Raw genomic sequence first — 21,841 nt, forward strand, 5'->3', positions numbered from 1 at the left:
GTCGTGCGGGTCAGGCCGACATGACCTGCACGTCGTACTGCGGAATCCAGCGGTTCCGGGTGACCAGCACCATCCCTTCGGCCTGCGCCTGCGCGATCAATATCCGGTCAAAGGGATCGGCGTGCACCATGGGGAGTCGGCCTGCCCGCACGCCGTGATCGGCCGTGATGGGCAGCGCTCTGAACTGGAGATCACGTACCTGCTCGGCCAAGTCCCCGGGGCCTTCGAGCCTGCCGAGGAACTGCTTGATGGTGATCTCCCACGGTGACACCGCACTGACGTAGACAGCAGGCTCGGTCTCCAGGAGTTCCTTGAGCGATGCGGACAGGTGAGCCGAGTCAGCGATCCACCACATGACCACGCGCGTATCGAGCAGAAGACGCATCAGCGCATCCCGAGAGCGTCAGCCACCGAGGCGGGCGCGTCGTCAAAATTGGCGGGGATACGGATGCGACCCCGGAGCAAGCCCCGGCCCTGCCGCCGTACCTGCGGCCGTGGGGGCAGCGTCCTCGCCACCGGTTGGCCCGCCTTGCTGATCACGACCAGTTGACCACCGACCAGCTGTTTCAGCGTGCCCGAGAATCGTGGCCCCGGGTCATTCACGTGGCGGCGGAGGAACCGCCTCCACAGCGCCTTCACGGTGAGATCACCGGACCAGGCGCGGCTCGCACCGGGCTCTCGACGGCCGCCGTCGTTCGTACTGTCAGCAGCTCGGCAGGGTGCAGACGTAGAGCCGGTCCTCCGTCATCCAGGACGATGACGACCGCCAGCCCTCCCGATGCGTACCGGTCGCTCCGGACCGTGCGGACCGTGTGCCATGCGCCCCACACGCGTACGCATTGACCGGGCCGGACGGATACCGCCGCGATCTGGGCCTCTGCGGGAGCGGGGTCAGCACCGGGTGCCAGCAGCTCCGCCCAGACCGTCTTGCCGATCCCGGCCCAGCGTTCGTCCACGCCCCAGCGGTGGGCCAGGGTCTCGACGAGTAGGAGCCCGCGTCCGCCCTTGTCCAGCTCACCGGACTGTTGCACCTCCGGCCGGCCCGCCCCCGCGTCGCTCACCTCCAGTCGCAGGAGTTCACCTCTCCCCCTGCACTCGATGCGTACGCCCACCAGCCGGTCACCGGGCACGGACACCCGTACCGCGTTGGTCACCAGCTCCGAGAGGACCAACTCGCCGTCCTCTGCGGCTGCTTTGCTGGCCCGCCACTCCCCGAGCTTCGCTCTCAGCACCGCCCGCGCCCTGGGAACGCTGCTGCGACAGCGAGACAGCTGGAACGCGAGTTCGTAGGTGCTGGAGTGCTCTGCCATGACGCCCCCTGAGGGTCGGTGCTGTCGAACAAGTCCTGGGCTTGGCGGTGGTTCGCGCTCCCGCCGAGCAGTAGCCTGCCCGCGAGACAGACACTCGCGCAACGTTGAAGGGATTGCCAGCTCTTAATTCACTCGTTCGGGCAATGCCAGAGCCTCCACACCTTGGACTCTGATAGGGAGTGCCGTATGCCAAATGTCAATCCGTCCACCGTGCTGGGGCGTCAACTCGGGGACGAGCTGCGCCGATTCCGCGAGCAGGCATGCCTCTCCACGGCTGGGGCTGCAGAAGTTCTCGACTGCACGAAAGGGAAGATCAGCCGTATAGAGAACGGCCACGTTCCTGTCCGTGCTCCGGATCTGATCGCCCTCATGCAGGCGTACGGAGTGGAGGACCCACAGTCACGTGAACGCCTCGTGGCGCTTGCCCGCAGAGCCAATCGGCGTCGGCGCGAGGGCTGGTGGCACAAGTACGACTCTGTGCTTGGTGCCGCATACCGCGACCAGATTGAGATGGAGGCCATCTGCGACAGCATTCGGACGTATGAGGTGCAGTTGGTTCCTGGGCTTCTTCAGACTGCCGAGTACGGAAGGGCGGTGACGGTTGCCTCGCGCGCCTGGCAAACACCCGAGGAGATCGATCAGTTCGTCGAGGTACGGCTTGCCAGGCAGGAACGACTCACGGATGAAGCGCCCATAAAGTTCTGGGCAGTTCTAGCCGAAGGAGTTCTTCGCCAACAGGTAGGTGGTCCTGCGGTCATGCGAGCGCAACTGGAGCACCTGATCGCCATGGCGGAGCACCCGAACATCACCGTCCAGGTACTACCGTTCTCGCGAGGTGCCCACTCAGGTATGTTCGGGCCGTACCTGCTGCTCAGTTTCCCGCAGTTGGCATCGCTGGATCTCGTACTTTCGGAGACCCCGACCGGCAACATCTGGTTGGAGCGGGACCTCGAAGTTGCCCACTACCGAGCGCTCTTCGACGACGCGCGCACGGTAGCGCTGCCGCACACGGAATCGCTCACACTGATCCATAGCATCGCCAAGGAGTGCAACTCATGAAACACGACGCCGTCATATCGCGTGGCGCGACAGGAGCCGAATGGCGTGCGAGTAGCTACAGCGGCGGACAGGGTAACTGCCTCGAAGTCGCCGACAACACCCCCCACCTCGTCCCCGTACGCGACAGCAAGCGCCCCACCGGCCCCGTGATCGCCTTCAGCCCCGACGCCTGGCGCGCGTTCATCGCCGAGCTGGACTGAGTCGCCCGCACCGACGGTCCGGCGGCCCCGGGGCAGGGCCGCCCCGCCGTGCCACATCCTGGGGCCCGCCCCGGTGTGCTACCAGGTAGCACACCGCGCCGCGTCCCGCGTACCGTGGACCCATGAGCGCTCAGCCAGAGATCACCCAGCGCGATCTCCGTAACCGGTCCAGAGAGATCATGGACGCCGTCCAGGGCGGGCAGTCGTTCACCGTGACACGGGACGGGCACCAGATCGGTGAGCTGATTCCGTTGCGGCGGCGTCGGAGGTTCGTTCCGCGCGAGGAGTTCGCGGGCATGTCCCGTACCGCTCCCGATATCTCGCTGGACGCCTTCCGCGCCGATCAGGACCGTACGGCCGAGCAGGGAACGGACGACCCCTATGCCCGCTGAGATGCCCGCCGAGAGCGACATCGCATCGTCGCCCGTCGCGTTCCGGCAGGGGCTGCTCGACACGAACATCATGATCCTGCGCCGGTGGATCGACCCCGCCGAGTTGCCGGCCGAGATGGCGATCAGTGCCATCACCCTGGCCGAGCTCTCCGCCGGACCGCACGAGGTGCGGCGGAACGAGGAGCAGTCCGACTACGACGAGCATGCCGAGCGGGCCAGGCGGCTGGACGTGCTCCAGCGGGCGGAGAACGAGTTCGATCCCATCCCGTTCGGGGTGGAGGCCGCCCGTATCTACGGCAGGGTCTGCGCCGCAGTGATCGGCGTGGGCCGCAAGCCGAGGCGTCGCCTCGCGGATCTGATGATCGCGGCGGTCGCCGTCGCCGAGGAACTGCCGCTGTTCACCACCAACCCGGACGACTTCAAGGGGCTGGACGGTCTCCTCACCGTGGTTCCGGTCACGCGGCCCAAGGTTCTCCACGATCGGTGACGCGACGACGGAAGTAACAGCGGCAGTGAGTAGTGCCCTGCCGGGCGGGAGGCCCGCGAAAGCCGCCTCCGGACAGTCCCTCGTACCATGCATGTCCGAGGGAAAGACGGAATGGAACGGAAGCAGCAGACCTCATGGCCCCGAATGTGACCCAAGCCCCGCTCCTCCGCGACGTCATCGACATCAAGACGTCGATCTCCACCTCCGACTTCGTTCTGAAGCTCGCCGAGGCGGTCACCCCGGAGGGCGCGGATCTCGCTCTGCGGGACTACGTCGTCACCGAGCGGTTGCTGGAGAACTTCGACGAGGCGCTCGGCCTGATCAAGGCCGCGCTCGACGGGCACACCTCGAAGGCCGCGTATCTGCACGGTTCGTTCGGTTCTGGTAAGTCGCATTTCATGGCCGTGCTGCACGCTCTCCTGCGGGGGGACCCGGCGGCACGGAGCCGCCAGGACTTCGATTCCGTGCTCGGCAAGCACGCGTGGCTGAGCGGGGAACGCAAGCGGTTCCTGCTGGTGCCGTACCACATGCTCGGGGCGAAGTCCCTGGAGCAGCGGGTGCTCGGCGGGTACGTCAGTCACGTCAGGAAACTGCACCCCGAGGCGACGACGCCGCAGGTGTACCGGACCGACGCGCTCTTCGAGGACATCCGCTCGCACAGGCAGCGGATGGGCGACGAGAAGTTCATCGAGGGGCTCGCGGGCGCGGACACAGGTACCGTTTCCGCAGGCGTCGATGACGACTGGGGCGACGCGTTTGCCTGGACGTCACAGCTACTCTCCACGGCGCTCGAGGCCGAGGAGCTGGATGGCGGCGAGATCACGCTGGACCTGGTGAACCCGAGCACACCGGCCGAGCTGCGGGCCAAGCTGGTGCATGACGCGAGCAGCACCTGGTTCCCCGGATTCGCCCGGAACGCGGCCGAGGACGAACACGGGTTCATCTCGCTGGACGCCGGTCTCGCGGTCATCGCCGAGCATGCGAAGTCGCTGGGCTACCACGGGCTGATCCTCTTCATGGATGAGCTGATCCTGTGGCTCGCCAACCGTGTCCACGACCAGAAGTTCGTCTCCCGCGAAGCGGACAAGATCACGAATTTCGTGGAGGGGGCCGACTCACGGCGGGCCGTACCGATCGTCTCGTTCATCGCGCGCCAGCGTGACCTGCGCGAGCTGGTCGGTGAGGAGATCTCCGGGGCCGCCGAGGCCGCGATCCAGGACAGTCTCCGGCTCGCCTCCGGCCGTTTCGACACGATCACGCTGGAGGACCGCAACCTTCCACAGATCGCCCACGCACGTCTCCTCAGGCCGAAGGACGCCGAGGCCACCGCGAAGCTGGACGCCGCCTTCACCAAGATCAAGCGGGTCGGGCCGCAGGTGTGGGACGTGCTGCTGGGGTCGGACGAGGGGACGACGGGAGCGGACGAGGATTCGTTCCGGCTGACGTATCCGTTCACACCCGCGTTCATGGACACGCTGGTGCACATCTCCTCGGCGCTCCAGCGCTCCCGCACGGGTCTGAAGCTCATGGGCCAGCTGCTGGCCGCGCACCGCGACGACGCGACGCTGGAGAACCTGATCCCGCTCGGCGATCTGTACCCGGTGATCGCGGACGGCGGTGACAAGCCGTTCGTGGACAGTCTGAAGGTGGAGTTCCAGACCGCGGACAAGCTGTACCGCGCCAAACTGCGGCCGCACCTGCTGGCCACGTACGAGATCACCGAAGAGGACATCGAGCGCTACCGCCACCGGCGCGACTCGGTCACCGATCCGCAGCTCGCCGACCGGTGCAAGGGCTTCATCGCTGACGACCGGCTCATGTGCACCCTGTTGCTGTCCGCCCTGGCGCCGAGCGTGCCCGCGCTCCGGGATCTCACGATCCGGCGGCTCGGGGCGCTCAACCACGGTTCGGTGGTGTCGCCGATTCCCGGGGCCGAGGTCGGTGTCATCAAGGCGAAGGTCGACGAGTGGGCGACGCGCTTCGCCGAGATCAAAGCGACCGGGGCCGGTGCCAACGCGGGTGTACGGCTCGAACTGGCCGGCGTGGACGTCGACTCCGTGATCGCCAATGCCGACGTCAACAACAGCGAGTCCAACCGCCGCGCCCTCGCCAAGCGCATGGTCGCCGAGGAGCTGGGGTTGTCGCTCCAGGAACGGCTGGGCGCGGACGAGCTGCCGTTCGTCTGGCGCGGCTCGAACCGTACGGTGGAAATCGTCTTCGGCAATATCGCCGACAGCGACCGACTGGCCGACCACGAGTTCTCACCCAGCCAGAACGGGCTGTGGCGCATGGTCATCGACCTGCCCTACGACGAGGGGGTACAGGGTCCCATCGAAGACGCCAATCGCATGGGCGGACTGCGCTCCCTGCCCGGTGTGCCCCCGCGTACCGTCGCCTGGATTCCCACGCATCTGTCGGCCGCCCGGTTCAAGGACTTCCAGCGGCTGGTCGTGATCGAATACACGCTCGCCGACCAGCACCGCTTCGACACCCTGTACGCCCGGCATCTCAACGCCGACAACAGAGCCCGCGCCAAGGTGCTCCTCGAAGGGCAGCGCGAGGCACTCAGGAAGACGGTCAAGGGCGCGTTCAAGCAGGCGTACGGCTGCGCGGAGAAGAAGCCGGCCGATGTCGACGTGTCCTTCGAGGACCACTTCGAGCCGCTGCCGAACGTGGCCGAGTTGCGGGTGTCCGTCGGGATGACCCTGCATGCCGGAGTCCGGCACATCGCGGGCAAGCTGTTGGCGCACCAGTTCCCCGCCCATCCCGAACTGGACCCACAGAACACCGGTACCGCCGTCCGCCCTGCCGATGTCCGGACCGTCTTCGGACACATCAGGTCCGCCGCGGAAGCCGGGGACCGGCAGGCCGAGATCCCGGCCAAGGACCGCCCGGTGATGCAGCGCGTCGCGGCTCCGCTCGGGCTCGGTCGGCAGAAGGAGGCGTACTTCCGGCTGTCCGGTCAATGGGTGGACCACTTCGGGCTCCAGGCCCGCAACGAGGGCGGTCCTGGCGATCTGAGCGTCGTCCAGCTCACCGAGTGGCTGGACCGGCCCGAGCCGATGGGGCTCGACCCTCTCCTGGCCAACCTGGTCATCGCGTCCTACGCGGAGATGGACGACCGGGTGTGGGTGCAGGGCGGCGCGCTGCTGGACCCGGCGCCCGAGCCGTCGGCTGTCAAGCCGCAGTACGCGCTGCGCTCGCAGCCACTGCCGGACGAGGACGTCTGGCAAGAGGCCCTGCGGCGGTACTGGGACATGTTCGCGGAGCCGGCGCCGCCGACGCTCCGCCGCGGGCGGATGGTGGGCCTCTTCGCGCGGCTGATCAGCCGCCAGGCCCATGCTCATCAGCCGCTCGTAGGCGCTCTCGCGCAGGAGCTGGAGAAGCGCTCCGCCGCACTTGGTCTCGACGGGACGGACGAGAGCGGCAGGCTCGCGATCACCCGGCGCTCACGCGACCTGCTCGACGAACTGGTCGGTCTGGACCGGACAGCCGCGACTGGTTCGGCCGGTGCCAAGCAGATCATCACGGCGTTCGCGGCCTTCGATCTCGGCGAGGTTTCGGCCACGCGGTACGGCGCTGCGATCAAACAGGCCAAGACCGTCACGACCGCGCTGGTCGGAGCGGCCTGGGACATGTTCAAGCTCGCCCCTAAGTACGGGGCACCGGGGCGGGCGGTACTGGAGACGCTGCGGGGTCACGCACAGGCGGACCAGCACACCAGCAAGCTGGAGGATGCGCTCCAGGACGCGCGGGACTCGATCGTGGCCGTCATCGACCGGAGCGACACGGAGAACACCCCGGCGCCGTCGCCCACGCCGACCGTCACGCCTGCCGACAACACGCACAGCACACCCAACGACGTCGACCTGAACACCGACGCCGATCGGCCTCCTGTGCCGACCACTCATCCGGCCTCTGGTCGCGCCCCGAAGCGCTCGGGCGGTGGCCGGACGACGGCTGCGCGGGCGATCGCCGAGCTCCAGGCGGAGCTGGCCGGTCTGTCGGCGGTGGAACCCGACGCACCGATCGAGATCAGCTGGCGAGTCGTGGAATGAGGAGCGTGAAGTGAGTACGGCGACGAGCGCGACCGCGTCCACGGCGGCTGCCACGAGCGCGGTGCGGCTCAACAGAGCCACCGTGAAGCAGTATCTGGCCTCGCAGTCCGGTCTCCAGTCCAGCAAGCGGCGGGTGGTGCTGCTGCGGGCCGAACCGGTGTGGCACGGGCCTTCCGAACTGAGCTGGGGCGAGCCCTGGCGGGCGGTCGTCAGGAGCGCGCCGTCGCCGCTGGCCGTGCACGAACTGATCCTGGCGCATCAGAACGCGTCAGCCACGGGCCCCGAGGTGCTGGTGGTGCTGACGGACCGCGAAGAGGCGGAGCTCGGGCCCGATCTGCTGGCCAAGGTGCACAAGCAGCGCGTGAACGCCGTCAACACCTGGGACGTCGTCCGCGAGGCGTTCGGGGCTGTGGACACCGACAGCAGGCTCTACAAAGAGAACTGGGCCGCCGAGTCGCTCCTCGATGCCACACCGCCCGGCGGTTGGCCGCAGCTGGCCGGCGGCATACTGACGTGGAGCGAATCTCTTACCGCCCTCGCCCTGCGCAGGCTGGGTATCGGCCGGTACGATCCGGACCGCGATCCGCGGGCGTCCGCCGAGGAATTCGCCACCCCATCGGGCGGAGGCGCCGACACCGGTTCCGGTGCGCTCGTCACAGGCACGGTCCCGAACGGTGACGGACTCGACGTACACGCACTGCTGCGGTGGTCCATGTCGCCCGGTGGTCCGGAGCGGCTGCTCTCCCTGCGTCCGGCCGAGCGGAACGGGCTGACGCGCTTCCTCGGCGAGGAGGACCAGACCGGGCTCGCCGGGCAGGCGCTGCTGGCGCTCGTCGGCGCGGAGCACGGGTCCGATGCCGTGGCGTTCGGCCTCGTCTGCGCCGCTCTGTGGGGGCACGCCGATGCGACGGCGGACGCGGAGGACTACCGGGCCAGGGGGCGGGCCGAGCGGTGGTTCGGGGAAGAGCCGCCCGCGCGGGACAGGGCCCTGGATGCTCTTGCGGCCGCCTTCGGCCGGAGCTGCGAGAGCTTCGTCTCCGGGCTCCTGCTGGCCGGGCGGACCGGTCGGGACGAAGCGGCGGCAGCCGCGCGGCGGCTCAGCGGCGCCGCGCTGGACCGCGCCGGGTCTCTCGTACGGCAATTCGGTGCGGAACGGGCGGCCCGGACAAGTCCCGTACTGACGGAGGGGCTTGAGTCCCGGTTCGGCGATGTCGGGCGAGCGTTGGCCTCGGGGGACGCAGGGACGACAGCGCAGGCTGTGCGCGCGCTCGACGAACACGGACAGGCCACGGACCCCGATGCCCGAACGCGTATCTCGCGGGCGAAAATGGCTCAGCGGCTCATGCAGTGGCTTGCGGCCGAGCCGGGGGAGGAGTGCGAAACCGTCGCATCAGGGGTCAGGCGTCATATCGCCGAGACCGGCTGGGTGGATCTGGCGCTGGAGCACATCGAGGCGGGGGGCGACCCCGATGCCTCCCTGCGTTCCGCCTACGACACGCTGTGCACTTCGGTACGTGCCACACGCCGCGCGATCGACCGGCATTTCGCGAAGGCCCTCGCCACCTGGACGGCGAACGGCACGGACCCCGGTGCGATGCTCACGGTCGAGACCTTCCTGCCCATCGTGGTCGCACCCGTCGTGAAAGCCGGAGGGCGGCGCGTACTGCTGCTCGTCCTGGACGGAATGAGTGCGGCGATCGCCGCCGAACTGGGCGAGGAATTGCGTGAGCACTGGGTCGAGTACGACCCGGTGCCCAGGGCCAAGGATTACCCGCAGCGCCGCGGTATGGCTGCCGCCCTGCCCACCGTCACGTCGGTCTCCCGAACCTCGCTCTTCGCCGCCAGGGTGATGGCAGGTACTCAGGCCGACGAGAAACGGCTCTTTCCGAACCACCGGTTCTGGGGCGGCGAGACCGTGGCGGTGTTCCACAAGGACGATCTACGGGGCGAAAGCAGCGGTGACACCATCGGCCCGGAGCTGCACGACGCGCTGGTCGGGGACCAGGCACATGTCTCGGTCGTACTGAATACCATCGACGACCGTCTCGCCAAGGAGCAGAAGCTCGGAGACGGTGCATGGAGGCTCGGCGAGATAGGGCGACTGCGTCAGCTGCTCCGCCTCGCCGCCGAGCAGGGGCGTGCGGTGATCCTGGTCAGCGATCACGGTCATGTCATCGACAGGCACGGGGTGAAGATCGAGGCGTCGGGTGTGCAGTCGGCCCGGCACCGGAGCGCGGGGGGCGCCGCGCTCCAGGAGGCGGAGATCATGCTTTCCGGCCCGCGGGTCGTCGCACCGGAGTCCGGTGACGAGATCGTCGCCCTGTGGGACGCCGATTCGCGATACACCACGCAGAAGGCCGGGTACCACGGCGGTGCGGCTCTGGCCGAGTTCACCATTCCTGTGCTGGCCTTTCTGCCCTTCGGCGCCGAGCCGCCGCACGGCTGGCGGGAGCTGGGCAGCCAGCAGCCGCCGTGGTGGTCGCTCACACCCCGGCCGGCAGAGCCGGTGCGCTCGGCCGTGTCCGGCGGCGTCGCGCCGAAGAAGGCGTCCAAGCGGGCGAAGGCCGACGCCGTATTCGCCCGGAGCGATGAATCGCTCTTCGATGTGGTGCTGACAGCCGCCGCTGAGGTGCCCCGGGCGGACAGCGCGATGGTCTCCGTCGAGCTGCGATTGCCGGACGATGCCCTGGTCACGGCTCTCTTCGCGTCCGAACTCTTCGACACGCAGGTGAAGGTGCTCGGCCGCAAACCGAATCTGGCACAGGTGGAGAAGGCCGTCCGGGCACTGCTGGAAGCGGGGGGCACTCTCCCGGTGACCGCGCTCGCGCAGCGTGCGGGCGTACGCGCCAGTGGAGCGGACGGCTTCGGAGCCGTACTGCGGCAACTGCTCAACTACGACAGCGCCCAGGTGCTGGAGAACCTGCCTGACGGCCGGACGCTTCGGCTGGACAGGGAACTGCTGCGGGAACAGTTCGAGCTGGGGTAAGCACCTCGGGCCGGGCTGCCGTACGGCAGCCTAGCCCGAGGACGGCCTCAGGTGATCTGGCGCAACAGCCCAACGAATTCACGAAGTTCATCGGACCGCTTCGCGGTCAGCGGCTCCGCTTCGAAGTGTGCGATGCCGTTGCGGATCTCGCGCACGCGGTCGAGCTGGCGAACGAACTGCCCCCGGTCCACCCCCGGCCAGCCGAGGGCCTTCCAGTTGTCGTCCGAGAGGGCGCGGAGCGTCGGGTTCTGCTGATCGGCGTCCAGCAGCTTCACGTAGCCGTTGAACATCAGGTCAGTGATCAGCCCCGTCTTCTTCGCTGCCGAGGGTCCCTGCACGGCACGGATGGCCTCCGCGTCGAGCTTCGCACCAAGACACTTCCGGAGCCGGGACTCGATCTCCCCCACGACGAAGAAGGGCCAGGCCGTCGTGCCGAACCGGTCGGTGATGTCGGCCGCCGTCACGATGCCGCAGAATGTGCCGTTGTTCGCTCGGACCAGCAGGTAGTCCTCGTCGCTGACCCGGGAGAGCAACGCGAAGAAGTCGTGGCGCGCCTCGACCACCGGTACGTCGTCGGTCACCATCGCCTGCGCCAGGACAGCGGCGGATGTGGTTTCGTACATCTTCGCCACCGAGCTCCAGGTGACGACGCCATGCAGTGTCGATCCCCCTTCGATGACGGGGATCTGGGAGTACTTCTTCGTCCTCATGAGGTACGTCACCTCCGTCAGCGCTGTGTCCGGCGTCACGGAGAACAGCCCACTCACCGCGGAGGGGATGTCCCCGATACGCAGAGGTCGCGCCGGCAGCCCGCCGGAAGGCAGCTCTTCGGCATCGTCGGCCGTCTCGTCCTCGGCATGGTCGGCCGATTCCTGAGGGGCAGCTTGCTGCCACGGCACTATGTGGATGTCGGCGCGGTTGTTGCAGTTGGCGAAGTACGGAAGCGTGGCGAGGCCGACGTCCTTGAGCGCCTGTTCGACGCGCGGCACTGTCAGATCGTTGCGCAGGCGCGTGCCGAACAGGGCCAGGAGCTCCAGGACAGGAATCCGCTTGCCCTTGAGTGCGAGGAGGTCTTCTCCGGAGGGGTTCTGAAGCATGGGCGCACTCACCATTCCGTCGCGTCGCGGAAGACGGTGCGCTTGCCCATGGCAGCCCTGACCAGATCACGGAGCTGCTTCGCCCGGTTCTCGTAGAAACGAACGAAGTCGCTCTCTTTCAGAGCGTCCACGTCAACGAGGTGGGTGGCCACGACATCTTCGAACCATTCGTTGCGCATGCCGGATTCGAGCGAGAGCGTCTTGAGATAGGCACCGGGCGGACCTGACATGCTCTTGCTGGCCCGAAGAGAGATCGGGGTCTTGTTGACAATCGACGTGGCGTACTTGGCCCAGGTGGGCTCGTTCTTGGCGATCCACGTCTTGGGGAAGATCAGCCGTACGTCGACCGCATGCTCCACCAGTTGCGCCGGAGCGAGAGGGTTGTCGGTGAAGTACCAGTCCACGGCGCCCTGCTTGATGAGGAGAGCGTAGATCCCCTTGTAGGCAGCGCTGTTGCGGGTCGTCAGCGTGTCCAGTCGGTCATCGAGGAAGGCCGCCTCGCTGACCGTGTCCGGTACCGCGTCGTCCTCACCACGAACCCACTCGATGAGCTGCTCGACATCCCGGGTGAAGCGGGTTTCCAGTGATCCGCCGTACATCTCGCCAAGCACACCGCACCAGTACCACTGGCTGATCCGCTCGTCGGCGCCAGGCGTATCCGTCTCCGTAGTGATGAGTGCGCGCACGGCGGCCAGCGGCACCAGCTGTGTGCGGTAAGGCAGGTCTCCGGTCCTGACGATGGACTGGCGCTCCAGGAAGCCCCCGACCCACGCGAACGCGGCCGCGACCCGGGGCGCCAGCCGCCTGAAGTCCGCGAGCGGAAGGTTGAGGAGGTCTCGGCGCTTACAGGAGACGGACGTACCCGCTCCGGCCTGCTTGGCCTCCCAGGTGCGGACCAGGGAAACCGCTTGCAGGAAGTCGCTGCTGCTCAGACCGTCCTCCGCCCCGTCCTCCGGACGGCCGAAAACCGGATACGCAGAGGTCAGTTCCCTCTTGATCTGCTTCCACTCGTCCGGCAGCCGGTAATAGTCCCCGTGCGCCGCGACATGCTCCTGGTTTCCCGCGTAGGTGGCTGTCAGCAGCTCAAAGACATTCAGCGGCATGCCACCGGTGTTCACTCGCTCGAACACCGCGCACACGGCATCCGTCGTCGTCGTAGCCGCAAGTTTGATCATCGGGACGTCGAATGACAGCATGTTGTGCAGCACCTGGTCCTGGAACTGGCTCCACAGCGGCCAGTTACTGGGTTCCTGGACGAACTCCTTCTGCCAGTCGCTCACCCGATGCGTGTCAAAGACGAAGTGAAGCGGAAAATACCCGGCAGCGCACTCGCGTTCGACTGTACTCAGATCGAGAAGGTCCTTGCGGGCGAAACCCCGCTTGAGCTTGCGGTCTTCAGGTACGGAGACGATCGCATCGTCACGGTCTGCCGGCGATCCGACAGCCTTGGCGATATCGACGTAGTACCAGCACCTCAGGTCGTCTCCCCGGGAATCAACCGTCTCGACCGGGCAGTCCTGTTGCAGTGCTTGGAATAGCGAGGTCATCCGCTGCTGTCCGTCCAACAGCAGAAAGTCGGGGGTCCGCGATTCGCCGGACTCCGCCCCCTTCAGCGCCCGCGCCTTGAACTGGGACGTTCCACCGGTATGCAGCGACATGACGACGCCGAGCGGATACTTCAGCGTCACCGTCGCGATGAGCGCCCTGATCCGCTCGTCGTCCCACTTCCACTGCCGCTGAAAGTCAGGCAATTGAAGGGCGCCGGATGCAACGTCCTTGAGTACGTCCTTCAGATTCGGATTGTCGAGCGCCACGCCGCTTCTTCCCCCAGACTGAACAGAACTGTGCACTGAGAATTTGACCGCCGCGTTGCCCAGGTGTCAATCAAGACGGATGCCAGAACGGTCCGTACCAGCACGATCCGGCCGATCCGCCAGAACTCCCTGGATGGGACACTGAGCGGGTGAGTATCGACAAACCCGAACGCACCGGCCCCGTCAGCGCAGCCCGGCGTCGCGATGTGATCGACGCCCTCCGACGCGGCGCCGTTCCCGAAAGTGGCCTCGCTCTGCTCGCGACCGGACTGGGGCGGTTCGAGTCGGCGCTCGACGCCGAACTCGACGCAGTGGCCTCGGGCGCGTCCGTATTCAAAGCGGTACGGGGAGAGTACGGGTCCGGCAAAACCTTCTTCACCAGGTGGCTCGGCGAGCGCGCCAAGCGGCGTAACTTCGCTGTCGCCGAGATTCAGGTCTCCGAGACCGAGACGCCGCTGCACAAACTGGAGACGGTCTACCGCCGCCTCACCGAGCGGCTGACCACCTCCGGCTTTCCCCCGAGCGCGCTGCGCCCGGTCGTGGACGCGTGGTTCTACGCCCTGGAGGAGGACTCGCTCGCCGCGGGGGCAGCGGAGGAGGATCTGGCGGAGGCCGTCGAGCAACTCATGGCAGCCCGGCTCACCGACGTTTCCCGGCACGCCCCGTCCTTCGCGACAGCCCTTCGCGGCTACCGGACCGCGCTCACCTCCGGCGACGAGGTGACCGCCGCCGCGGTGATGGCCTGGCTGGGTGGTCAGCCACATGTCGCCGCCTCGGCGCGCAGAGCCGCCGGGGTCCGCGGCGACCTTGACCACTTCGGCGCCTTCGGGTTCCTGCAAGGGCTGCTGACCGTGCTGCGGGATTCCGGGCACAAGGGTCTGTTCGTCGTGCTCGATGAGGTGGAGACTCTTCAGCGGGTCCGTTCCGACGCACGCGACAAGGCACTGAACGCGCTGCGGCAACTCATCGACGAGGTGCACTCCGGACGCTTCCCCGGCCTCTATCTACTGATCACGGGCACCCCGGCGTTCTACGAAGGCCAGCAGGGGGTCCAGCGTCTCGCGCCGTTGGCGCAGCGCCTCGCCACCGATTTCAGCACCGATCCCCGTTTCGACAATCCGCGCGCCGTGCAGGTCCGGCTGTCCGGCTTCACCCAGGAGTCGCTGGTGGGTCTGGGGACGACCATCCGCGACCTGTACGCGGACGGAACCCATGATTCCGAGCGCGTCAGAACCGTGGTGGACAACGCCTATATCGCCGAACTGGCGGCTGCCGTCGGCGGCGCGCTCGGCGGAAGGGTGGGTGTGGCACCCCGGCTGTTCCTGAAGAAGCTCGTGGGCGATGTTCTGGACCGTGTCGACCAGTTCGACGACTTCGATCCGCGCAAGCACTACGCCCTGACGGTCAAGGCGGGGGAGATGAGCGAGGTCGAACGCAACGCGGCGGCCGACAGTCCGGACGAGATCGAACTGGATCTTCCATGACCACGGCGCCGGATCCACTGGATCTGCTCCACCCGGGAATTGTCCATCACATCGTGAACACCCTGGGCTGGACAGGGCTGCGTCAGCTTCAGGAGGAGGCGATCACGCCGCTCATCGACGGCTCGGACGCGTTGCTGCTGGCGCCCACCGCCGGGGGGAAGACCGAGGCGGCGACCTTTCCGTTGCTCTCACGCATGGCGCGGGAAAAGTGGACCGGCACCTCGGTCCTGTACGTCTGTCCCCTCAAAGCTCTGCTGAACAACCTGCTGCCCCGGCTGGAGGCGTACACATCGTGGCTCGGGCGTACGGCAGCACTCTGGCACGGGGACGTACCGCAGACCCGTCGCAAACGTATCCTGCGGGAGCGCCCGGACGTTCTGTTGACCACTCCGGAATCCCTGGAGGCCATGCTGGTCAGCGCGAACGTCGACCACAAGGCATTCTTCTCCGGGCTGCGCACCATCGTCGTGGACGAGGTGCACGCCTTCGCCGGGGACGACCGGGGATGGCACCTGCTTGCCGTACTGGAGCGACTGGAGCGCGTGGCCGGACGCCCGGTCCAACGGGTGGGCCTCTCGGCGACCGTGGGAAACCCGGAGCAGTTGCTCACCTGGTTGCGGGGGGCACGGGGCGGCTCGAAAGAGGGCAATCCACGAGTGGTCGCTCCTCATCTGCGCACCCAAGCATCGTCGGCACCGCAATCTCCTCCCTCAGGGGACATCCAGCTCGACTACGTAGGTTCACTGGCCAACGCGGCCACAGTGATCGCGGCCTTGCACAGAGGCGAGAAGCGTCTGGTGTTCTGCGAGTCGCGCAAGCAGGTCGAGGAGCTCGGTGAGGCGCTGCGCGCGAAAGGCGTGACGGCGTTCCTGTCCCATGCGTCGCTGTCCGCGGACGAGCGACGGCGCGCCGAGGAAGCCTTCGCGGACGCACGAGACTGCGTGATCGTCTCCACGAGCACGCTGGAACTCGGCATCGATGTGGGTGACCTCGACCGGGTCATCCAGGTCGACGCACCCGGGACGGTGGCTTCCTTCCTCCAGCGTCTCGGACGGACCGGACGGCGACCCGGGTCGACGCGCAACTGCCTCTTCCTCACACTTGATGAGGCCGGCCTGTTGTCGGCCGCCGCGCTTCTGCTGCTCTGGTCGCGCGGATGGGTCGAACCAGTCATCGCGCCGCCCGAACCGCGGCACATCGTCGCTCAGCAGGTGCTCGCGCTCTGCCTTCAGGAACACCGCGTCGGGGACCGGATGTGGCAGGACTGGTGGGGCGGGCTCGGACCGTTCGGCCCGTCCGCCGAGCCGCTCGTACGCCATCTGATCGCGGAAGGGTATCTGAACCGTGACAGCGGGATGCTGTTCATCGGCCCCGAGGCCGAAAGGCGCTTCGGATACCGGCACTTCATGGATCTCACGGCCGTTTTCATCGCAGCCCCCGAGTTCACCGTTCTGTCGGGCCGAACCGAGATCGGCACAACGGATCCCGCACTGCTGACTGAAGAAATCGCCGGGCCGCGGCGGCTGTTGCTCGCTGGGCGCAGCTGGCAGGTCAGCTACATCGATTGGTCGCGGCGCCGCTGCTTCGTCGAGCCGGTGGACGGGGGAGGAAAAGCCCGATGGGGCGGCCTGGGTCTGTCCCGTTCCGGCTCCCACGCGTTGACGCGCGCGGCACGGGAGATTCTCCTCGGTGAGACGCCTCCGGTCGTCTTCACCCGACGTGCTGACAGCGCCCTCGATCAGGTCCGGGAGAGAGGAGCCGAACTGGTGCACCCGGAAGCCTCGGTGATCCTGCGCGGTGGACGGGACACCAACGTGCGGTGGTGGACGTGGGCCGGGTCCAGGGCCAACGCGACCCTGGCAGCCTCACTCGGTTCCGCCGCCGATCCTCTGCAGCGTCCAACGGACGCGTACGTCCGTCTCCGTGAAGACATCACGCCTCAGGAATGGAAGCAGGCCAAGTCCGATGCGGCAGGACGGCTCTGTCTTCCCTCGGTGGACCCTCGCGCTCTCCATGGCCTGAAGTTCAGCGCAGCACTACCCTCACGGCTGGCCGAGGCGACCCTGGCTGCCCGTTTGGCCGACCTCGACGGGGCAGCAGAAGCCGTTGGCGAGCCAGTCAGGTTTACGTTCCAGTCCGCGCAACAAACGCCCGGTGACTGACAGCCCTCACATGTACGGCCCGGGCGGCGAACTATTCACCGGTACGTCGGTCGACCGGTGCAGCACGGGCCGCCACCTCACGTGCCAGCAGGCGTCCCGGCCTGACGGCCGCATCCGCTTTCTCTCATCTCGCTCGCATCCGCCACCAGGCGGGCAACAGGCTCCAGATCCTCACTGGATGAGATGTTGGTCCGTCACAGCGGCACCGGGGCGGTCCCGGTGCCGCACACCGCCGCCCTGGCAGCCTTTCGGGTCAGCCCACCGGCAGGCCCGGGGCCGGGTGGCTGTCCATCAGGTCCTTCACCTCGGATCGGATCCTGGTGAGGGTGGATTCGTCGCCCGTGCGGGATGCCTCGACCACCTGGTCGATCCACTGCGCGACCGCGGCCATCGCGGCGGCGGGGATGCCGCGGGAGGTCAGGGCCGGGGTGCCGATGCGGATGCCGGAGGGGTCGAAGGGCTTGCGGGGGTCGTAGGGGACGGTGTTGTGGTTGACCACGATGCCGGCGCGGTCCAGGGCCTTGGCCGCGATCTTGCCGGGGACGTCCTTGCCCGTGAGGTCGATCAGGAGGAGGTGGTTGTCCGTGCCGCCGGAGACCAGGTCGAAGCCGCGGGCGGAGAGTTCGTCGCCCAGGGCGCGGGCGTTGGTCACCACCTGGTGGGCGTAGGCGCTGAAGTCGGGGGTGGCGGCTTCCCTGAGGGCGACCGCGATGGCGGCGGTGGTCTGGTTGTGGGGGCCGCCCTGGAGGCCGGGGAAGACCGCGCGGTCGATCGCACGGGCGTGTTCCGCCGTGCTCAGGAGCATCGCGCCGCGCGGGCCGCGCAGGGTCTTGTGGGTGGTGGTGGAGACCACGTCCGCGTACGGGGCGGGCGAGGGGTGGGCGCCACCCGCGATCAGGCCGGCGATGTGGGCGACGTCGGCCACCAGGACCGCGCCGGTCTCGCGGGCGATCTCGGCGAAGCCCGCGAAGTCGATCGTGCGGGGAACCGCCGTACCACCGCAGAAGATGACCTTCGGGCGCTCGGCGAGGGCCAGTTCGCGCACCTCGTCCAGGTCGACGCGGCCCGTGTCGCGGCGGACCCCGTACCGCACGCCGCGGAACCAGCTGCCGGTCGCGGAGACGCCCCAGCCGTGGGTCAGGTGACCGCCCATCGGCAGTCCCATGCCCAGCACGGTGTCACCGGGCTTGAGGAAGGCCATGTACACGGCGAGGTTGGCCGGGGAGCCCGAGTACGGCTGGACGTTGGCGTGGTCCATGCGGAACAGCGCGCGGGCGCGCTCGGCGGCCAGCGTCTCCACCTGGTCGATGATCTGCTGGCCCTCGTAGTAGCGCTTGCCGGGGTAGCCCTCGGAGTACTTGTTCTGGAGCACCGTGCCGGAGGCTTCGAGGACCGCCGCGGATACGTAGTTCTCGCTGGGGATCAGGCGCAGGGTGTCCGCCTGGAGCTGCTCCTCGGCCACCACCAGGGCGGCGAGGTCCGGGTCCGCCGAGGCCAGCGCCGGATGGCGCGGGGCGGTGGTGGGAGCGGGACCGGTGGCGGTGGGGATGCCGGGTGCGTGGGTGGTCATGGAAGTGGTCCTTCCGGGTCGGCCGCGTCGTGCGGCGTGGACCCGGATGCCCAGGCGGACGGCCCTCCGGAGATGACGCCCCGGGCGCGCCGGGGTGTGCCGCTCCCTCGTGGTCGTTTCCACGGAGCGCCCCTGCCGGGGCACGCGCCAGTCGCGGCAGGTCGCAGTCTAAGGGCTGGCGCGTCGTCCCGGGCGGATCAGCGCGCGGCGTCGGATGCGGTGCATCGCAAGGCGGAGGGACGTCCGCATACCTGATGTATTCGGGTGTTCCGACAACGCCGCGAGGTGCCGTAGCTGTCGTCGCGCGCCCGCCGGGGATGACGCGGCAGCCCTTAGGTGGTGTCGCGTGTCCGGGACCCGCATCGAATCGCGCGTGAAGCGTGCGTGAATCGTAACGGAACGGGGCAGGTTCACGGGGACCTTGTGAGGCTCGACGGTGGGGGGACCGTTATGGAGTCCGGCGATCAGTACCCGGGATCCGGCAGTGGCGCGGGAAGCGGGTTCGGTGGTGGAGCGGGAAGCGGGTTCGGTGGTGGGCCGGGGCAGGAGCCCGGGGTGCCGCCTTCCGTTCCGCCTCCGCCTTCCGTTCCGCCTCCGCCTCTTCGTCCGCCCTCGATCGGGCCGCCCCCTCCCGGCTCCGCCCTGCGTTCCGTGGCGGTCGGGCTGCTCAATCTGACCGGGCTCGGCCTCGGTTACGCCCTGATGCGCAGCTGGTTCCGGGCCGCGCTGTGCTGGGCCGCGGCCGGTGGGCTGCTGCTGGCCGCGCTGCCCGCCGATCCCGACGGGGTGCCGGGCGGTGTGCTCGTCGGCTTCCTCGTCGTGCTGGCCGCCGCTGTCGCCGACGGGGCCCGGGCCGCCCGGCGTTCGCCCGTGGCCGGGTCCTGGCGACCGGTTCTGGCGGCCGCGCTGGGTGTGGTGCTGCTGGCCGTCCCGGTGGGCGGGTTCGCCGCCTACGGCTCCGAGCGCGACGAGGCCGTCGAGCAGATGCTGCTGGACCGGCTGGAGCGGGGTGACGAGGCCGTCCGGGCCGCGTCGGGGCAGCCGTTCGGCACCGCGCGGGCGGAATACCGGTCCGCGCTCGCCGTCTACCGCGAGCTGGGCGAGAAACATGCCGGTTCACGGGCGGGGAAGCTCGTCCCGGCCCGGCTGAAGGCGTATTACGAGGCCGTCTCCGCGCCGTACCGGGAGAAGCAGCACTGCGCGGCCGTCGAGCCGTTGACCTATCTGCGGACGGTTCCCGGCTCCGTCGACGCCGAGTTGCTGGGCGATCTGGCCGGCTGGCCCGACGAGCCGCTCGCCGATTCGCTGTACGTGTGCGGAGTGTCCCGACTCGGCGGCGTGGGCGGCGGCGGGACCGAACTGGGTGAGCTGCTGCGCACGTTCCCCGATTCCGCGTCGGCGAAGCAGGTGGGACCGGCGATATCCGGGAAGATCGGGGCGCAGGTCGCGGCTCTGAAGGGCGACGGGCCCTGTGAGGCCACCGCGGTGCTGCGCGGCCTCGGCACCACGGTCTCCGGGCTGCCCGGGACGGACATGCCCGCGCTGCGTGCGGACGCCGACAAGGGCGTCCAGGACGGGGTGTACGCCTGCGGGGTGGACGAGTTCGAGGACAAGAAGTTCACCGAGGCGCAGGAGACCTTGACCGGTTTCACCCGTACGTACAAGGACGACAAGCGGGTGCGGCGGGCGCGGAACATCGCCATAGCCGCGGAGATCGCCGACGACCGGCCCTCGGCCGGCAAGCGGCTGCCACCGTCCCGCAAGCCGGGCGGAGCCCGGATGGAACTCGTCATCAGCAACGACGCGCCGAATGCCGTCGAGGTGCTCTACACCGGTCCGGTCACCGGCACCGTCAAGCTGCGGGCCTGCGGCAGCTGTGAGCGGTACAGCGCGTCCACCGGATCGGCGCGGGCGTGCAAGGACGGTGGCAGAAGCTATCCGAAGGCGAGGCTTCGGCTCCCGGCGGGCACGTACCACTTCCTGTACAAGCACGGCTCGGGAGCGACCGCGGCGGTGGACAGCTACACATCGGGGTCGAAGATCCAGCCCGGCTATACATACACGAGCTGCACCTATGTCATCGAGCGGAACCCGCTGGGCCTCGGCCTGCCCACGCTGCCGGACCCGTTCACTCCCGCATCGGCCCCGCGGGGGTGAACCGACAGAGGCATCAGCCCTTCGCGCGCGGGTTCTTCTCGATGACCCGTCCGTCGAGGTGCGCGGTGAGGAAGGCGCCGCCGTACTTGTCCGAGACGTAGACCCGCAGGACCGGCTGGTCGTCGTGGAAGGGGGACGACGGGTCCACGATCACATAGCGGTACTCCGGGTCGGGGACGTTGAGGGTCTTGTCCGCCGTGCGCAGCAGGGCGGGAAGCACGTCCCAGTCCACGGAGAGCAGGTCGACGGAGGTCTCCCCCGAGGGGAGGGTGCCGCCCATGTCGTCGTTGGTGGCCTCGCCGTCCCGGTAGGTGAACTGGTCGTACAGCGTGGAGTTGGACTTGAGGGGCGCCTTGGCCGAGGCGTGTTCCTCGTGGACGGTGAAGTCGGTGACCCTCGTTCCGCCCATCAGCGGCTTCAGGGCCTTGATGGCGCCCCGTACGCCCTTCGGGGTCAGCAGATTCGCCGGCTCGGCCGGAGTGTCCGGCGTGTCCGCGACGGGAGTCCCCCCGCCGGTGGACGTCTTCGGCGTCGGGTTGCCGCTCCGGTCGCCCGAGGGAGTGCTCGCCGCGACCGACGGACGGTCGCCCTCGTCGCCGGTGCCCCCGGAGGGAGGGACCAGCACCCAGATCAGGACGGCCGCGGACACCGCGGTGGTCACGAGGGAGCTGGTGACGGCGATCGTGCGGATACGGCGCCGGAGGCGGCGCTGCCGCTCCTGGTCCTCCGGCGTCAGATTCTGCCGGTCGTAGGAGTTGCCCGTCGCGGCGGGCGACCCGGCGGACGACGCGGGCGCGGAGGACCACGCGGACGGTACGCGATCGGCGGGGGTGGGACCCGTGGTGGGGATCCGGTCCGCGGGGGTGGGGCCCGTGGGTGTGGGGCCCGTGGGGTTCGTGGGTGTGGGGTTCGTGGGTGTGGGGTTCGTGGGTGTGGGGTTCGTGGGTGTGGGGTGCGCCGGGTTCAGCGCCAGCGTGTGCGCTGCTGGGGGCGGGCCGGTGGGCACGGCCGTGGGGGGCGCGGGCTCGCGGATCGTTCCGGCGGCCGCGTCCGCCAGCATCCTGT

Annotated in this window: 14 protein-coding genes and 1 pseudogene; 9 read left to right on the plus strand and 6 right to left on the minus strand. The window is 68.5% G+C overall.

The features are described 5' to 3' along the window. Nucleotides 1-10 precede the first annotated feature (10 nt). The gene (locus A6A29_RS36800; protein WP_073727328.1) at nt 11-385 is read right to left on the minus strand and encodes a type II toxin-antitoxin system VapC family toxin; all 375 of its coding nucleotides are present in this window, start codon (nt 383-385) and stop codon (nt 11-13) included. 250 nt (nt 386-635) lie between these two features. Then, the gene (locus tag A6A29_RS36810; RefSeq protein WP_073727330.1) at nt 636-1,310 is read right to left on the minus strand and encodes an ATP-binding protein; all 675 of its coding nucleotides are present in this window, start codon (nt 1,308-1,310) and stop codon (nt 636-638) included. Between the two features lie 186 nt (nt 1,311-1,496). On the opposite strand from A6A29_RS36810, the gene A6A29_RS36815 reads away from it, so the two are divergent. The 6 genes from A6A29_RS36815 to pglZ all read left to right on the plus strand — a co-directional run bounded on the left by A6A29_RS36815 (nt 1,497) and on the right by pglZ (nt 10,492). Further along, the gene (locus A6A29_RS36815; protein ID WP_073727332.1) at nt 1,497-2,369 is read left to right on the plus strand and encodes a helix-turn-helix domain-containing protein; all 873 of its coding nucleotides are present in this window, start codon (nt 1,497-1,499) and stop codon (nt 2,367-2,369) included. Then, nucleotides 2,366-2,569, plus strand: coding sequence for a DUF397 domain-containing protein (locus A6A29_RS36820; protein ID WP_073727334.1), 204 nt, complete (start codon nt 2,366-2,368; stop codon nt 2,567-2,569). Before A6A29_RS36815 ends, A6A29_RS36820 begins: the two co-directional genes overlap by 4 nt. 122 nt (nt 2,570-2,691) lie before the next feature. Further along, nucleotides 2,692-2,961, plus strand: coding sequence for a type II toxin-antitoxin system Phd/YefM family antitoxin (locus tag A6A29_RS36825; RefSeq protein ID WP_073727336.1), 270 nt, complete (start codon nt 2,692-2,694; stop codon nt 2,959-2,961). Continuing rightward, complete coding sequence (locus A6A29_RS36830; protein ID WP_241838778.1) at nt 2,951-3,448, plus strand: type II toxin-antitoxin system VapC family toxin; 498 nt, start codon at nt 2,951-2,953, stop codon at nt 3,446-3,448. Before A6A29_RS36825 ends, A6A29_RS36830 begins: the two co-directional genes overlap by 11 nt. A gap of 134 nt (nt 3,449-3,582) precedes the next feature. Beyond that, nucleotides 3,583-7,506, plus strand: coding sequence for a BREX-2 system ATPase PglY (pglY, locus tag A6A29_RS36835; RefSeq protein WP_073727340.1), 3,924 nt, complete (start codon nt 3,583-3,585; stop codon nt 7,504-7,506). A 10-nt stretch (nt 7,507-7,516) separates the two neighbouring features. Then, on the plus strand, nt 7,517-10,492 hold the full coding sequence (pglZ, locus tag A6A29_RS36840) for a BREX-2 system phosphatase PglZ (RefSeq protein WP_073727342.1): 2,976 nt from the start codon (nt 7,517-7,519) through the stop codon (nt 10,490-10,492). A 47-nt stretch (nt 10,493-10,539) separates the two neighbouring features. On the opposite strand, the gene A6A29_RS36845 is transcribed toward pglZ, so the two are convergent. Both A6A29_RS36845 and A6A29_RS36850 read right to left on the minus strand, forming a co-directional pair. Continuing rightward, a complete protein-coding gene (locus A6A29_RS36845; protein WP_073727344.1) occupies nt 10,540-11,589 on the minus strand; it encodes a CBS domain-containing protein in 1,050 nt (349 codons plus the stop codon). Nucleotides 11,590-11,597: 8 nt separating this feature from the next. After that, nucleotides 11,598-13,403 carry a DUF262 domain-containing protein gene (locus A6A29_RS36850; protein WP_073727346.1) on the minus strand — a complete coding sequence of 602 codons (1,806 nt, stop codon included), beginning with the start codon at nt 13,401-13,403 and terminating at the stop codon, nt 11,598-11,600. A gap of 149 nt (nt 13,404-13,552) precedes the next feature. On the opposite strand from A6A29_RS36850, the gene brxD reads away from it, so the two are divergent. Beyond that, nucleotides 13,553-14,887: a BREX system ATP-binding protein BrxD gene (brxD, locus tag A6A29_RS36855; protein WP_073727348.1), complete on the plus strand. Its 1,335-nt coding sequence runs from the start codon at nt 13,553-13,555 to the stop codon at nt 14,885-14,887. Next, nucleotides 14,884-17,049 (plus strand): DEAD/DEAH box helicase, encoded by a 2,166-nt coding sequence (locus A6A29_RS36860; protein WP_073727350.1) that lies wholly within the window; start codon nt 14,884-14,886, stop codon nt 17,047-17,049. Before brxD ends, A6A29_RS36860 begins: the two co-directional genes overlap by 4 nt. 253 nt (nt 17,050-17,302) lie before the next feature. On the opposite strand, the gene glyA is transcribed toward A6A29_RS36860, so the two are convergent. Then, a complete protein-coding gene (gene glyA / locus A6A29_RS36865) occupies nt 17,303-18,619 on the minus strand; it encodes a serine hydroxymethyltransferase (protein ID WP_073727352.1) in 1,317 nt (438 codons plus the stop codon). Nucleotides 18,620-19,069: 450 nt separating this feature from the next. Here glyA and A6A29_RS36870 point away from each other — a divergent pair, with 450 nt between their 5' ends. Beyond that, nucleotides 19,070-20,776 carry a hypothetical protein gene (locus A6A29_RS36870; protein ID WP_385727081.1) on the plus strand — a complete coding sequence of 569 codons (1,707 nt, stop codon included), beginning with the start codon at nt 19,070-19,072 and terminating at the stop codon, nt 20,774-20,776. Nucleotides 20,777-20,789: 13 nt separating this feature from the next. Here the strand turns inward: A6A29_RS36870 and A6A29_RS45590 are convergent. Then, nucleotides 20,790-21,841, minus strand: a pseudogene (locus A6A29_RS45590) (serine/threonine-protein kinase); the annotation flags it as partial.

The organism is Streptomyces sp. TSRI0281 (assembly GCF_001905125.1).
In the GTDB taxonomy this organism is placed as follows: domain Bacteria; phylum Actinomycetota; class Actinomycetes; order Streptomycetales; family Streptomycetaceae; genus Streptomyces.

Bases quoted from the DNA above. Each gene is read 5' to 3' on its own strand.
- A6A29_RS36870 (WP_385727081.1), top strand. From the start codon at position 19,070: ATGGAGTCCGGCGATCAGTACCCGGGATCCGGCAGTGGCGCGGGAAGC.
- A6A29_RS36815 (WP_073727332.1), top strand. From the start codon at position 1,497: ATGCCAAATGTCAATCCGTCCACCGTGCTGGGGCGTCAACTCGGGGAC.
- A6A29_RS36830 (WP_241838778.1), top strand. From the start codon at position 2,951: ATGCCCGCTGAGATGCCCGCCGAGAGCGACATCGCATCGTCGCCCGTC.
- A6A29_RS36845 (WP_073727344.1), bottom strand. From the start codon at position 11,589: ATGCTTCAGAACCCCTCCGGAGAAGACCTCCTCGCACTCAAGGGCAAG.
- A6A29_RS36810 (WP_073727330.1), bottom strand. From the start codon at position 1,310: ATGGCAGAGCACTCCAGCACCTACGAACTCGCGTTCCAGCTGTCTCGC.
- A6A29_RS36860 (WP_073727350.1), top strand. From the start codon at position 14,884: ATGACCACGGCGCCGGATCCACTGGATCTGCTCCACCCGGGAATTGTC.
- A6A29_RS36825 (WP_073727336.1), top strand. From the start codon at position 2,692: ATGAGCGCTCAGCCAGAGATCACCCAGCGCGATCTCCGTAACCGGTCC.
- pglY (WP_073727340.1), top strand. From the start codon at position 3,583: ATGGCCCCGAATGTGACCCAAGCCCCGCTCCTCCGCGACGTCATCGAC.
- A6A29_RS36800 (WP_073727328.1), bottom strand. From the start codon at position 385: ATGCGTCTTCTGCTCGATACGCGCGTGGTCATGTGGTGGATCGCTGAC.
- glyA (WP_073727352.1), bottom strand. From the start codon at position 18,619: ATGACCACCCACGCACCCGGCATCCCCACCGCCACCGGTCCCGCTCCC.
- A6A29_RS36820 (WP_073727334.1), top strand. From the start codon at position 2,366: ATGAAACACGACGCCGTCATATCGCGTGGCGCGACAGGAGCCGAATGG.